Source organism: Shewanella sp. ISS20, from assembly GCF_056522965.1.
The window spans coordinates 1,143,480-1,157,058 of record NZ_JAWRZK010000001.1 but is presented as its reverse complement, the minus strand read 5'-3'; the positions used below and the strand labels follow the sequence as shown (position 1 = coordinate 1,157,058).

Annotated in this window: 13 protein-coding genes; 10 read left to right on the top strand and 3 right to left on the bottom strand. The window is 44.4% G+C overall.

All coding sequences use genetic code 11. The features are described 5' to 3' along the window. Window positions 1-32: 32 nt before the first annotated feature. Entirely contained in the window at window positions 33-2,054 is a 2,022-nt protein-coding gene (gene metG / locus AC1HDP_RS05250) for a methionine--tRNA ligase (RefSeq protein WP_479637930.1), read from the bottom strand. A 224-nt stretch (window positions 2,055-2,278) separates the two neighbouring features. On the opposite strand from metG, the gene apbC reads away from it, so the two are divergent. From apbC to AC1HDP_RS05205, 9 genes are read left to right on the top strand one after another with little or no spacing between them, the layout of a single operon-like run. Next, window positions 2,279-3,391: an iron-sulfur cluster carrier protein ApbC gene (gene apbC, locus AC1HDP_RS05245; protein WP_479637929.1), complete on the top strand. Its 1,113-nt coding sequence runs from the start codon at window positions 2,279-2,281 to the stop codon at window positions 3,389-3,391. Between the two features lie 10 nt (window positions 3,392-3,401). Further along, window positions 3,402-4,040 carry a uridine kinase gene (gene udk, locus AC1HDP_RS05240; protein WP_140932810.1) on the top strand — a complete coding sequence of 213 codons (639 nt, stop codon included), beginning with the start codon at window positions 3,402-3,404 and terminating at the stop codon, window positions 4,038-4,040. A 29-nt stretch (window positions 4,041-4,069) separates the two neighbouring features. Continuing rightward, complete coding sequence (gene dcd, locus AC1HDP_RS05235; protein WP_140934097.1) at window positions 4,070-4,651, top strand: dCTP deaminase; 582 nt, start codon at window positions 4,070-4,072, stop codon at window positions 4,649-4,651. A gap of 2 nt (window positions 4,652-4,653) precedes the next feature. Further along, the gene (gene pabC, locus AC1HDP_RS05230) at window positions 4,654-5,445 is read left to right on the top strand and encodes an aminodeoxychorismate lyase (protein ID WP_479637928.1); all 792 of its coding nucleotides are present in this window, start codon (window positions 4,654-4,656) and stop codon (window positions 5,443-5,445) included. Continuing rightward, on the top strand, window positions 5,439-6,446 hold the full coding sequence (gene mltG, locus AC1HDP_RS05225; protein WP_479637927.1) for an endolytic transglycosylase MltG: 1,008 nt from the start codon (window positions 5,439-5,441) through the stop codon (window positions 6,444-6,446). The genes pabC and mltG overlap by 7 nt, the downstream gene beginning before the upstream one ends. After that, the gene (gene tmk, locus AC1HDP_RS05220) at window positions 6,443-7,072 is read left to right on the top strand and encodes a dTMP kinase (protein WP_479637926.1); all 630 of its coding nucleotides are present in this window, start codon (window positions 6,443-6,445) and stop codon (window positions 7,070-7,072) included. The genes mltG and tmk overlap by 4 nt, the downstream gene beginning before the upstream one ends. Continuing rightward, window positions 7,066-7,989 carry a DNA polymerase III subunit delta' gene (gene holB / locus AC1HDP_RS05215; protein ID WP_479637925.1) on the top strand — a complete coding sequence of 308 codons (924 nt, stop codon included), beginning with the start codon at window positions 7,066-7,068 and terminating at the stop codon, window positions 7,987-7,989. Before tmk ends, holB begins: the two co-directional genes overlap by 7 nt. A gap of 8 nt (window positions 7,990-7,997) precedes the next feature. Then, window positions 7,998-8,324: a PilZ domain-containing protein gene (locus AC1HDP_RS05210; RefSeq protein WP_140932806.1), complete on the top strand. Its 327-nt coding sequence runs from the start codon at window positions 7,998-8,000 to the stop codon at window positions 8,322-8,324. A gap of 46 nt (window positions 8,325-8,370) precedes the next feature. Beyond that, window positions 8,371-9,159, top strand: a complete 789-nt coding sequence (locus AC1HDP_RS05205) for a TatD family hydrolase (protein ID WP_479637924.1) — start codon at window positions 8,371-8,373, stop codon at window positions 9,157-9,159. 231 nt (window positions 9,160-9,390) lie between these two features. Here the strand turns inward: AC1HDP_RS05205 and rsmF are convergent, their stop codons facing one another. Next, window positions 9,391-10,827 carry a 16S rRNA (cytosine(1407)-C(5))-methyltransferase RsmF gene (gene rsmF, locus AC1HDP_RS05200; RefSeq protein ID WP_479637923.1) on the bottom strand — a complete coding sequence of 479 codons (1,437 nt, stop codon included), beginning with the start codon at window positions 10,825-10,827 and terminating at the stop codon, window positions 9,391-9,393. 68 nt (window positions 10,828-10,895) lie between these two features. Between rsmF and AC1HDP_RS05195 the strand changes: the two genes are divergently transcribed. Then, a complete protein-coding gene (locus tag AC1HDP_RS05195; protein WP_479637922.1) occupies window positions 10,896-12,122 on the top strand; it encodes a nucleoside recognition domain-containing protein in 1,227 nt (408 codons plus the stop codon). 49 nt (window positions 12,123-12,171) lie between these two features. On the opposite strand, the gene AC1HDP_RS05190 is transcribed toward AC1HDP_RS05195, so the two are convergent. Continuing rightward, window positions 12,172-13,005, bottom strand: coding sequence for a glycoside hydrolase family 16 protein (locus AC1HDP_RS05190; RefSeq protein ID WP_479637921.1), 834 nt, complete (start codon window positions 13,003-13,005; stop codon window positions 12,172-12,174). Window positions 13,006-13,579 lie beyond the last annotated feature (574 nt).

Below are 13,579 nucleotides of genomic sequence, written 5' to 3'. Positions count from 1 at the left end.
CGTTAAAGTCTATGTAAAAGCCTTGATTGGCTTTACTTCACTTTCATGCCAGCTTCTGCGCCTTCATGGGGCTCTAAGATCCATAAATCTTGGCCACCTGGGCCTGCGGCCAACACCATGCCTTCAGATAAACCAAAGCGCATTTTTCTTGGTGCTAAGTTGGCGACCATGACGGTCAGCTTGCCTTCAAGATCTTCTGGAGCATAAGCGGATTTAATGCCAGCAAATACTTGGCGAACTTCACCACCAATATCTAACTGTAAACGCAGTAATTTATCAGCTTCAGCGACATGTTCAGCTTTGACAATGCGCGCAATGCGTAAATCAACCTTGGCAAACTCATCAAAACTGATGGTTGGCGCAATCGGAACATCAATCAACGGACCGGTGGCTGGTGCCTGTGGCTGTAAGTTTTCTTGTGAGGCTTCAACCATAGCTGCGACTTTTTCAAGATCAACGCGCTGCATCATAGCTTTAAAAGTCTTAATTTCATGACCCGCTAAGTCGGCATTAAGGTTATCCCAACGCAGTTCAAGGTTCATAAAGTCCGCAACGTCAGCCGCTAAGCGTGGTAATACTGGCTTGAGATAAGTCACTAAGATACGGAACAAGTTCAGTGCATTAGAACAAACTTGATGAGCTTGTTGCTGCTGATCCTCTTGCTTGACTAATTGCCACGGCGCTGCATCGGCAACATAAGCATTGGCTATGTCAGCTAATGCCATGATTTCACGCATGGCTTTACCGTACTCACGACCTTCATAGAATTCGGCAATAGTTTCTTGTTTAGCTAAAAACTCATTGGTGAGTGACATATCGCTGATGGCGGCTAATTTGCTATCAAAGCGCTTAGTGACAAAGCCTGCGGTACGAGAGGCTAAGTTAACTAGTTTACCCACTAGATCTGAATTGACACGCTGGGCAAAATCTTCAAGATTTAAATCAAGGTCATCGATGCGATTAGACAGTTTTGCAGCGTAGTAATAACGCAAAAACTCGGGGTCTAAATGATCTAAATAAGTACGTGCCTTAATAAAGGTGCCCTTAGATTTAGACATTTTAGCGCCGTTAACTGTGACATAACCATGAGCGAATACACTGTTAGGCTTACGTAAGCCAGCGCCTTCTAACATGGCAGGCCAGAATAAGCTGTGGAAGTAAACAATGTCTTTACCGATGAAATGATACACTTCAGCCGTTGAATCTTTTGCCCAAAAGTCATCAAAGTTTATGTCGTTACGTTTATTACAGTAGTTTTTGAATGAGCCCATGTAGCCTATTGGGGCATCCAACCACACATAAAAATACTTGCCTGGCGCATCTGGGATTTCAAAGCCGAAATAAGGCGCATCACGAGTGATGTCCCATTGTTGTAATCCTTGCTCAAACCATTCGTTGAGCTTATTGGCCATTTCAGTTTGCAGTGAACCTGAGTGAGTCCATTCTTTCAACATGTCTTCAAAGGCTGGCAAGTCAAAGAAGAAATGTTCCGTCTCTTTAAGGACAGGAGTCGCACCTGAAACCACTGACTTAGGGTTGATCATTTCAGTCGGGTTATAAGTGGCGCCACAAACTTCACAGTTATCGCCATACTGATCTTCTGCGCGACACTTAGGGCAAGTACCCTTAACAAAGCGGTCTGGCAGGAACATCAATTTTTCGGGATCAAATAACTGAGAAATGGTGCGACTTTTGATATAACCATTGTCACGCAGCTTAATATAGATTTCACTGGCTAATTCACGGTTCTCAGGGCTATGAGTGCTGTGATAGTTATCAAAAGCGATATTAAAATCAGCAAAATCTTGCATGTGTTCTTGTTGAACTTGAGCAATCATTTCTTCAGGCTCAATACCCAGTTGTTGAGCTTTGAGCATAATTGGCGTGCCATGGGCATCGTCAGCACAAATATAATGACACTCATGGCCGCGCATTTTTTGGAAACGAGACCAAATATCGGTCTGAACATATTCCAGCATATGACCTAAGTGAATTGGACCATTGGCATAAGGTAATGCACTGGTCACTAGAATCTTACGGGTTGAATTTGCCATCTTGTCTTAAAACTCAGCTTATCAGGACTTAATGAGGTAGATACTAACCGAACTACAGCATATTTTCATCAAGACAAACGCTAACTGGGGTATTTCTACACTAATGTTTTTGCCAATATCTGATACACTTGGCCAAATTTATTGGAAATTTAGTTTAGGTTGATAGCATTTGCGGTCTAATTGACCAAACATGATGCATGACAACCCGCCATTGGGATCACTAGATGTCTGTTACATTACCGGATTTTCGTATTGCTGAACCCTTGCTCTCGCAAGTTCTCATGATTCTTGACCAACAAATTGACCCTTATCTTAATCAAGGTTTTGTGGCGGCTAACATGGTCACGCGTCTTGCTTTAGCAGGGAAAAGATTACAGTTGGGCTTAGTCTACCGTTATCCTTGTCAAAGCAGTTATCAGCAACGCGTGATGAGTTTAACTAAGGCGTTAGCTGTACTGGATGAAATCGATGAAGTGGAATGTGAGATTGATTTCCAAGTGCCAGCCTATGCTCAGGCGCCAGATTCCAGTTTAAAACAGATAAAGCAAATTATTGCAGTAGCTTCAGGCAAAGGTGGCGTTGGTAAATCGACGACAGCCGTTAACTTGGCCTTAGCCTTAGCCAGTGAAGGCGCTAAGGTCGGGATTTTGGATGCCGATATTTATGGGCCATCTATTCCGCTCATGCTTGGCGTGACCTCCTTTAGACCGCAGTCTGCCGATGGTAAATCGATGACGGCGGCAACGGCGCATGGCATTACGGCGCAGTCGATAGGCTTTATGCTGGTGGACGACCAAGCGGCCGTGTGGCGTGGTCCGATGGCAGCAGGAGCGTTAATTCAATTAGTGAATGATACCTTATGGCCTGAGTTAGACTACTTGGTCATAGATTTACCACCAGGAACGGGTGATATTCAGTTAACATTATCGCAAAAGGTGCCAGTGAGTGGCGCCGTGGTGGTGACCACCCCACAAGATGTTGCCTTAATGGATGCCAAAAAAGGCATCACTATGTTTCAAAAGGTGAATATTCCAGTATTAGGGGTAGTGGAAAATATGAGTTTCCACGTTTGCTCTGAATGTGGTCACAAAGATCATCCATTCGGCGCCGACGGCGGCAGTGAGATAGCTAAGCGCTATAACTTACCGTTGCTAGGATCTATGCCACTACAGCTAACGTTAAGAGAATCCATGGACAAAGGCACACCAATTATGGTGGCTAACCCTGACAGTGATGTCGCCGGAATTTACCGGGAAATCGCCCGCAAAGTGGGGGCGAGCCTTGCGACATTGCAACGTCAAGCGCAGGTTTCAATCAGTGTTGAAGATGATGAGTAAAGGGTAAAGTATGAATTCGTCGCAGTGTGTCATTATCGCAATTGCTGGGGCATCAGCCTCTGGTAAGAGTCTTATTGCCAATACCATTTATAAAGAGTTATGTCGTGACTTAGGCACCGATCAAATCGGTGTGATCAATGAAGATGCTTATTATCGTGATCAAGGTCATTTGTCGATGGACCAGCGCGTAAAGACCAACTATGACCATCCTAAAGCGTTAGATCATGAATTATTGTGTCAACACTTAACCGCGCTTAAAGCGGGTCAAGCCGTCGATGTTCCTGTGTATTCTTACACTGAGCATACACGTTTACCGCAAGTGATGACCATGACCCCTAAAAAGGTCATTATTTTGGAAGGTATTTTATTACTGACTGACCCATGTCTGCGTCAACTGATGGATGCGAGTGTATTTATGGATACTCCGCTGGATATTTGTTTCTTACGTCGCTTAACTCGCGATGTTGAAGAACGTGGCCGTACGATGGAATCTGTCATTGACCAATACAAAAAGACAGTACGTCCAATGTTTTTACAGTTTATTGAACCTTCAAAGCAATATGCCGATATTATCGTTCCTCGTGGCGGTAAAAACCGTATTGCAACCGACATTTTAAAGGCCAGAATTCAGCATTTATTGGCCCGATAACGACAATCCCTTTGGGAGTGAAAGGCATTATGCGTTTGACCGATATCGAAATTGAACAGGCTTTAGATAATGGTGACATTATTATTGAGCCAAGACCTGCAGCGGATGCAATAAGTGGCGTCAGTGTGGATGTGCGCCTTGGTCATTCGTTTCGAGTATTTAACGCTCATAACGCGCCTTTTATTGATTTAAGTGGTCCGCGCGCTGAGGTTCAGCAAGCTATGGATAGAGTCATGAGCGATCCCATTGATATTGCTCCTGATGCTGCTTTTTTCTTACACCCTGGAGAATTGGCTTTAGCTGTGACTCATGAAAGTGTGACATTGCCTGCGGATATTCTTGGTTGGCTGGATGGTCGTTCATCGTTAGCTCGTTTAGGTTTAATGGTGCATGTGACTGCGCATCGTATTGATCCCGGTTGGTCTGGCAAGATAGTGTTGGAATTCTTTAATTCAGGTAAATTGCCGTTGGCGTTACGCCCTAACATGGTGATAGGTGCGCTTAATTTTGAGCGTTTGAATCATGCTGTGGCTCGTCCTTATAATCAGCGCACCAATGCTAAATATAAAGATCAGCAAGATGCTGTCGCCAGCAGGATCAGTCAGGATTAATCATGCTTGAGGATAAGCCTGTAGAGTCCATCATGGCCGATCGTGCATTGGCCTATGGTGATGGTTTATTTGCAACCATGCGGGTTCTGCACGGGCGAATTTTATGGTTAGCGCAACACTTAGCCCGCTTATCTGATGGGGCTGAACGTTTAGGGTTTACCTTAACCTTTAGTGATGATATTCGTGCGCAGCTTATCCATTTAGCGCAGCAGCCTAGTGGATGCGTAAAGCTACATGTGAGTCGTGGTATCGGTGGGCGCGGTTACCAAGCAAGCGCTCATCCTAATCCCATTATCAGGATGAGTTTTCATCTCCTTCCTGAACATTATGACGCGTGGCAAGCAAACGGCATTCGTCTTAGTACTAGCCGTGTGCGTTTAGGTCGTCAGCCATTGTTAGCAGGCATTAAACACTTAAACCGTTTAGAACAAGTCTTGATCAAGCAAGAGCGACTGCCTGCTAGTGTGGATGATTATTTAGTTTTTGATGACCAAGAGCATTTAATCGAAACCTCCATAGGTAATATTTTCTTAGTGATTAACGGCAAGGTGTGTTGCCCGAGTCACGGTCATGCTGGTGTTGCTGGCGTGGCGCGCAGCCAAGTCATGTTGGCGTTGCTTAATATGGGCTTTGCGCTTGAAACTCGGCCCATCAGGCGTGCAGAGTTACAGTTAGCTGAGCATGTATTTACCACCAATAGTCTTTTCGGTATTGTCGATATTATTCAAATCGATCAACTTAATTTTTGCCGCTTTGAGGCAACTCAACGGCTCAGACAACAGATCTTATGCTAAAAAAAATAATGATAGGTATTTTGGCGGGCACGTTATCGCTGACATTGATAGGGCTTATTGGTAGTTACTGGGCTTATAACCAAGTGCATCAATATTTAGCTCAGACGCTGATAGTTAAGGCCCCGCAAGAGCTAGTGGTTAGCGCTGGCAGTAATTTAACCAGTTTAGATAATGAACTGCGCACTAATGGGTTACTGCGCGGCGCAACGTGGCCGATTAAAGTCGCAGTGAGACTCGATCCCGCGTTAGCTTTAGTAAAATCAGGCGTTTATGAAATCACGCCAGACATGCGTTTAAGTCAACTCATTACTAAATTAAACCGTGGTGAGCAAAAGCGCTTTAGTGTGAGCTTAATTGATGGCCAAGCGTTGAAACAGTGGCAGCAAACTTTAGCTGAGAGTCGCCTAACGGTAGGCGAATCACCATTCCAGGCGGTATTAACTAAGGCCAAGGATACTCGTAGTCCTGAAGGCTTATTTTATCCAGATACTTATCACTACAGTGCTGGCGATAATGCCGAAGTAATTTTGGAGCAAAGTTATCATAAGATGCAGCAAGTGTTAGACAACGCTTGGGCTAATCGTGACGCCGATTTACCGTTAACTTCGCCTTATGAATTGCTGACGTTGGCCTCCATTATCGAAAAAGAAACGGCTAAGGCCAGTGAGCGCGAGTGGATAGCTGCGGTATTTGCTAACCGTTTAAAATTAGGGATGCGTTTACAAACCGATCCTACGGTGATTTATGGCATGGGTGATAACTATCAGGGCAATATTACTCGCAAAGACTTACGAGAAAAAACCGCCTATAACACCTATCGCATTAATGGTTTACCACCAACGCCAATTGCCGCACCGAGTGAAGCGTCCTTATTGGCCGCCGCTAATCCTGCGGATGTCGACTATTTATATTTCGTGTCTCGTAATGATGGCAGTCATGTGTTTTCTAAAACCTTGGCTGAACATAACCGAGCTGTTAACGAATTCCAGAGAAAGAAATGAACCAAACTGCCGCAAAATTTGTCGTGATTGAAGGATTAGAAGGCGCAGGTAAAACCAGCGCCATCGCTTTAGTGAAAGACGTGATTACCCAGATTGCTGGTCAAGAGCCAGTATGTACCCGTGAGCCTGGTGGCACGCCGCTGGCTGAAAAAATGCGCGAGTTGGTGAAAGAGACTCACCCAAACGATCCCTTATGTGATGAAGCCGAATGCTTATTGCTGTATGCTGCGCGCGCGCAATTAATTGCCAATGTCATACGCCCTGCGTTAGCACAAGGTCAATGGGTGCTGGGGGATAGACATAATTTATCATCCCTGGCTTATCAAGGCGGTGGTCGCGGTTTAATGCCGTTAGTTAAGGCCATTAGCGATGTCACTTTAGGTGATTTTCGCCCTGATTTAACCCTATATCTTGATATCGACCCAGAACTCGGTTTAGCGCGTGCCGCTAAACGTGGCGCGTTAGATAGAATCGAGCAGCAGGCCATAGCCTTTTTTCAGCGGGCTCGCGCTACTTATCTTGAATTAGCCGCAGCAGACCCAAGTATAATAGTGATTGATGCCAGTCAAGAGATAGCCTCAGTGCATAAAGATATTCGCTGCGCATTAGAGCAGCATTTATGCTAACGCCAATGTTGCCTTGGTGTCAGCCAGCGTTGGTATCGTTAAGTGCTGCGAAACAACAAGGCAAGTTACCGCATGCGTTGCTGTTAGGACTTGATGCCGGCTTTGGTGCTGAAGAGTTAATGCGTCACATTGCGCAAATGGCGTTGTGCACTAATGTACAAGCGTCAGGGGCCTGCGGACAATGCAAAAGCTGTCAGTTACAACTGGCCGGTAATCATCCTGATTTTTATGAAATTTATGCCGATGGCAATCAGATTAAAGTCGATCAGATTCGAGGATTATGTCAAAGCCTAACGCAAACGGCGCAGCAAGCAGGTTTTCGGGTCGCGATTATTTTTGCTTGCGAGCGTATGAATACCGCGGCTGCCAATGCTTTGCTTAAAACCTTAGAAGAGCCAGGTGCGCAGACATTGTTACTGCTGCAAACCAATCGTATTGGTCAGCTATTGCCAACAATTCGCAGTCGTTGTCAGCTCGTTTTGGTGCAAGAGCCTAATCGTCAGCAAGTGCGTGATTGGTTATCTGAAAATATGACGCTTGATAGCGATCCTTGCTGGTGTTTGCCCATAGTTGGCGGGCCGCTAGCATTAGCACAAGCGCTAACCGATGGTCGTTACCAGCAATTGCTGAGTTTGCGCCAAGGCTGGCAGCAAGCACTGTCACACGGGCATATCAATGCGACTTTGCAAGGCATCATAGATAAGCATATGCTGGATGCTATTGGGGTCTTATATTTGGTGATACGCCAAAGCTTACTTAAAAACCAACAACTGACTCTGGTACAACGCGCAGCGCTTGCTGAACTTGCAGGCCGATTAATGCGCATTAATCAGCAACTATTGTCTATGCCGACCATTAATTCATTCGCCTTATGCCAAGACTTTGTCCTAGAATACAAGAAGGTAATGGATTACTAGGAGCAAGCATGCTCGATTTGTCAGCGAATTTTGAATCGCGAGAACAAGCTTATAAGGCATATATGCCTTTTATTAAACCCATGGGTTTGTTTTTCGAAACAAAAGTGATTTATGGTTTAGGTGATAGGCTGACAGTCAGTTATCGTTTACCAGGCAACCCTCAAATCTACGAAAGCCCTGGCGTGGTGGTATGGATTAATCCGATTGGCGCTTCGGGCGGGCGTCCTACTGGTGTGGGAATTAAACTTCTGCATAATGCCGAAATGCATAAACATAATTTTGATACTTTATTATCAATCGACCTTGGCAGTAGCCAATTGACCTCAACCATGTAGCTCAGTAGACTTGCGGCCGTCCCTTTACGTTATATTAGGTATTGCTGTGCTTATCGATTCCCATTGCCATTTAGATCGCCTGAAAACGGCTCCTGATCAGGCAAGTCTTGCTAAATTACTTAACGATGCCAAAGCCCGTGGCGTTGATTATTTTCTTTGTGTCAATGTTCGCCAACAAGGCTTTGAACAAATGTGTCAACGAGTTCAAGACTTTGACAATGTATTCTTATCTTGTGGTGTCCATCCTTTAGATGTTAAAGATGGATTAGATGTCGCTACTATGATGCCTAATGCACTATTACCTAAAGTTGTGGCCATAGGTGAGACTGGCTTAGATTACTTTTATGCCGATGATACTAAAGCCATACAACAGCAATGTTTTGAGCAACAAGTTGCGTTAGCGGTGGAAGTGAATAAGCCCTTGATTATCCACACTCGTGACGCAAGAGCTGACACTTTAGCGATTTTACGGCAAGGTAATGCTGATAAAGTCGGTGGGGTATTGCATTGCTTCACAGAAGATTGGGACATGGCGAAAGCGGCGTTAGATCTAGGTTTTTATATTTCAGTCTCTGGCATAGTGACATTCAAAAATGCCGGTGATTTACGTACGGTTATTCGTAAAATCCCTAAAGATAGATTGTTGGTTGAAACCGATTCTCCTTATTTAGCCCCAGTGCCACATCGTGGCCAAGAAAATCAGCCTGCCTTTGTGCGTGATGTTGCTGAGTTTGTGGCTGAATTAAGAGGGGAGTCTTATCAAGAGTTGGCGGCAAATACCACCAACAACTTCTTCAATTTATTCTCTCAAGCGGCAAAGTTAGTCGGTCGCTAAAAGCGAAATATCTTTACACACTCCAGATTACCCAAAAAGCACATAAAAAAAGGCCCAAAACTATTCCGGTTGTTTCGGGCCTAGGGGAACGGCTCATTCGGAGCCTTGCGCTATCGGTACTAAACGAATGTCTTCATCAAGAATAACTTGAGTGTAGTCATCAATTTTGATAGTGACAAATATAAGTGGAAAATATCGTCACTAAAATAATTCTCCAATTTATCGACCAATTTAGCTGATTATGTTAGCAAGAATAGTCACCTTATCTTTGACTAATTCTCGCGGCAATTGATTTTTAAGCTTGGTTTTAATCATTTTGCCTAAGCCTAAGGGGCGACTGTCAAAGCATACAATGATTTCACCCTGCGGACCCTTGCTATCAATCACATCAAAATGGACGTCACGACCCATTAAATATTGCTGAGCTTGCTCGGCGTTAATATTAATAATTCGGCTTAAGTCGTTTGCTAAGGTCATCACTGCTTCATATCTTGGCTTATAGCCAGATTTAATGGCATCGGCGAATTTAATACCCATACGCTGAAAACGCATTTTACCAATAAAGTCTTCAGCGCCTTCTGGAAACAACCAAAACTCGTCATCGCGCATCCATAGGCTATCTTGCTTGGATAGTCTAATACCTAATTGTTGGCTAAAGTATTGGCAAAGTGGCTCAAAGGCTTTGGCATTAATAGGCGTAAATGGAAAGTTCTTTTGACGTTTGGGTTCAGGTAATACGCGCTCGACGCTGATTTTTTTACGGATTTTAGCGACAAAAAAACCTTCACTGTCGTAAATTTGCGGCCAAACGTGTAAAAAGCCTTCTTCTGTTAAGGCTTTATCCGCGCCATCAAATAAATCAATTAACGAAACAAACTCAACCGCATCGGGATATTTTTGCTTAAGTAAGTGACAAACATCCTGATTTTCATGGCGATTAAGAGTGCAGGTTGAATATACTAATTCTGCACCGGGTTTTAGGGCCAAAAATGCCGATTCTATTAATGCCAATTGAGTCTCAGCAATCGCCATCACATCTGCTAAATCCCAGTTTTTTAATGCGTCGGGATCTTTGCGAATGGTGCCTTCACCGCCACAAGGCGCATCAATCAATACCGCATCAAAGTGCTCAAATAAATATTCACCAAATACTCGGCCATCAAAGTGAGTAAGTAAGGCATTCGACACGCCCATGCGGGTGATATTGGCTGCTAATACTTTCACGCGGCTAGATGAATACTCGTTGGCTACCAAGATACCCTCATTGGCCATTAACGCGGCTAACTGGGTCGTCTTTGAGCCTGGGGCTGCTGCCATATCTAGTACTTTGGCGTGATTTTCAATAGCTAGTTTGAGCGCCGTCGGTGGCAACATTGAGCTGGCTTCTTGGATATAAAACCAACCCGCCTGATGTTCAATTGAATTGCCTAAGGCATCATCATCTTGGCCAGTTATCCAAAATCCGGTTTCACACCAAGGTATGGGTTCAAATTGCCAGCCTTTTGCCTGCATATGCGTGATAAAATCATCACAGTCTATTTTTAGACTATTGACGCGAATTGCTCGTCTAAGCGGCCGATCACAGTAATCAATAAGCTCATCTAAGGTAAGATGGGGTGGAAGATGAGCCGAAATGTGATTGATAAAATTCTGATTTAATTGAACCATAAGTTAATTTATAAAAAAATGCTGGCGTGATTATATCATGCTCTATTGGCTTTGCTGGGGATTTGATAGTGTTAAACCGATTATGGTTATTTTTCTTTACGGTTTCGGCTATGGCCATTGTGTGGCAGCTTTTTCAAGGTCAATACCAGGTCTTGGCCAATGTCACCGAAGCCATGTTTAAGAGCGCTGAACTCGCCGCCACCATTTGCTTAGGATTAGTGGGCATCTTGTCATTTTGGATGGGCATGATGCGAATAGGCGAGAAAGGGGGCATGACAGCTGCCATTGCCAAAGTCACTGAACCCTTATTAGGGAAATTAATGCCAGAAGTGCCAAAAGGTCATCCTGCCTTTGGCAGTGTGACCATGAATCTGACGGCGAACTTTTTAGGGTTAGACAATGCCGCGACGCCTTTAGGCCTAAAGGCGATGGAAGACTTACAAAGTCTTAATCCAACCAAACATATTGCCACTAATGCGCAAATACTTTTTTTAGTACTAAATACTTCATCCATTACCTTAGTACCAGTAAGCGTATTTTTATATCGCGCTCAACAAGGCGCGGCCAATCCTGCCGATATATTTCTACCCATTTTATTAGCCACGACTTGTTCAACCTTGGTGGGTGTCTTAACGGTGGCAATTGTTCAGCGCTTACCATTATTGACAGGTATGGCATTAATGTACGCTGGACTGTTATTTGCCAGCGGTGGCGCAGCGGTTGCTTATTTGCTCACGTTAAGTGCCGACGCTTTAGGTACTGCGTCGTCTATTTTAGGTAGTGGCGTGTTAGTTGGGCTTATTTTTGCGTTTGTTTTAGTTGGGGCGTGGCGCAAAGTCGCGATTTATGATGAATTTGTTGAAGGTGCCAAATTAGGTTTTAATCAAGCGGTAGCGCTAATTCCTTACTTACTCGCCATGTTATTGGCAATTGCATTGCTACGCGCATCTGGCGTATTAGAGTTATTTCTACAGGGCTTAACTGTGGTCGTGTCTGGGCTTGGTATGGATACGCGTTTTATTGATGCTATGCCAACGGCTATAATGAAACCATTAAGCGGCTCTGGTGCTCGCGCTATGATGCTCGAAACTATGCAGCAATATGGGGTGGATTCTTTTGCTGGGCGGTTGGCGGCAATTATCCAAGGCAGTACAGAAACCACATTTTATGTGTTAGCGGTATATTTTGGTGCTGTCGGGATCCGTAATGGCCGCCACGCATTAAGCTGTGGTTTAATAGCCGATGCTGCAGGCATTACGGCGGCGATAATTGTGTGCTATTGGTTTTATGGCTAGCGAGTTTAATGGGGTTAATTCGGCGGCTATACCGAGTCATCCGTTTGAGTTACAGCGGCATAATTTTGATCCAATCAATGACTAGCACCTGAGGCTTCTGAGGTAAGCTTCCCGTCCACGCCATATGGCGCAGGCCAATGTTAAGTTCGCTTGGGCTCGATGGTATTTGTCCTTCAAAGCCACCTTGGCGTACGCCATCAATGAAGTATTCGATTTTTTCTGGATACCAATCCAGTTGATATTCATGAAACTTTCCATCGCGATGGGAAATGGCTTGGGCTTTACTATTCATGATTGGCTGGTTGATGGCGCGCTGCGCCACGTCAGAAGTGAGTTTGGCGCGATTCCATACATTCATACGTGCATCGGTGACATCCGCAGCAATTGCAGATGACGATTGCAGGTTTTTACCTTGTCTTTGCATGCCATAGACCTCATCAAGACTTGTGATCTCTAAATCAATTTCATCCAATAATTGTCCTTGTTCGGAATAAGTAAAAATAAAGCTGGCAACACCTTCCAGTACCATATTTTTGGCGCGAATGGTTATACGTTGCCCTGGACTTAAGTGGTTAATGATCAACATTTGAAATGGCCAAGTCATATCAGGTTCAGGCAAATTATCGGCGGCATTGACATGCAGGTAGGCATAACCATCACCAGGAATAATATCAGACCACTCATTAACCTCAGCCAATTGCGCTCGATAGCGCCATTCTATGCCTTGATGCTTGGGTTGCCCTACTTGATTAAAATCTTCAAATACTTGCATGCTTGATGACTTATTCACAGGGTCAATATTCTCATTGATGTTGGCGGTTGCACCAACATCACTGTTAAGGCCAGCCATAAGTACTAATCCCGCTAGTGTTGATAAGTGCACGTTACTGCTCCAGCCAAGGTTGATGTTTTCAAAATCTAATCGTTAAGAGTCTGTTTCACTATAGGCGTAACTCATCAACGGTAGGATCTTTCCGCTAAAGGCCGATACCCATATTTGTTCGTGTAAAAAGTTTGTGTCAATTTATTGATGTCGGCGCAACATCTGTGTAACGCGCTTGTGTGGGTGCAACTTGATTTGAAATTATCAGAGCTGGTATGCCTTATGGAACCGTGATTAGGTTTTACATCGGGTCTCGCTACACGCCACACATACCTATAACGGTCAATAAACTATCTATGCGGTGGACTCACAGCATGCCCCTTGGATTAATAATGGCACTGCGGCATGGGCGACTGCGACTTATAATGGCACCATAGTGAATGTACGCGGTGCTCATCGAGTGCAGTATGGAAGTAATCCTTGGGTTGATTGTTCCAACGGTTGCTATTAATAACGGCATTACAATGTAATAGATGACAAAAAAGCCTGCAAATTGCGTAATGCCGATCAGTTAAGACAGATTGCTTGACGATCTCACTGAAAGGATCAAAATCCGATGACCCCATGTCATCGG

What these genes read in the sequence shown, in the direction of transcription:
- metG (WP_479637930.1), bottom strand. Translation starts at nt 2,054, where the DNA reads ATGGCAAATTCAACCCGTAAGATTCTAGTGACCAGTGCATTACCTTAT.
- apbC (WP_479637929.1), top strand. Translation starts at nt 2,279, where the DNA reads ATGTCTGTTACATTACCGGATTTTCGTATTGCTGAACCCTTGCTCTCG.
- udk (WP_140932810.1), top strand. Translation starts at nt 3,402, where the DNA reads ATGAATTCGTCGCAGTGTGTCATTATCGCAATTGCTGGGGCATCAGCC.
- dcd (WP_140934097.1), top strand. Translation starts at nt 4,070, where the DNA reads ATGCGTTTGACCGATATCGAAATTGAACAGGCTTTAGATAATGGTGAC.
- pabC (WP_479637928.1), top strand. Translation starts at nt 4,654, where the DNA reads ATGCTTGAGGATAAGCCTGTAGAGTCCATCATGGCCGATCGTGCATTG.
- mltG (WP_479637927.1), top strand. Translation starts at nt 5,439, where the DNA reads ATGCTAAAAAAAATAATGATAGGTATTTTGGCGGGCACGTTATCGCTG.
- tmk (WP_479637926.1), top strand. Translation starts at nt 6,443, where the DNA reads ATGAACCAAACTGCCGCAAAATTTGTCGTGATTGAAGGATTAGAAGGC.
- holB (WP_479637925.1), top strand. Translation starts at nt 7,066, where the DNA reads ATGCTAACGCCAATGTTGCCTTGGTGTCAGCCAGCGTTGGTATCGTTA.
- AC1HDP_RS05210 (WP_140932806.1), top strand. Translation starts at nt 7,998, where the DNA reads ATGCTCGATTTGTCAGCGAATTTTGAATCGCGAGAACAAGCTTATAAG.
- rsmF (WP_479637923.1), bottom strand. Translation starts at nt 10,827, where the DNA reads ATGGTTCAATTAAATCAGAATTTTATCAATCACATTTCGGCTCATCTT.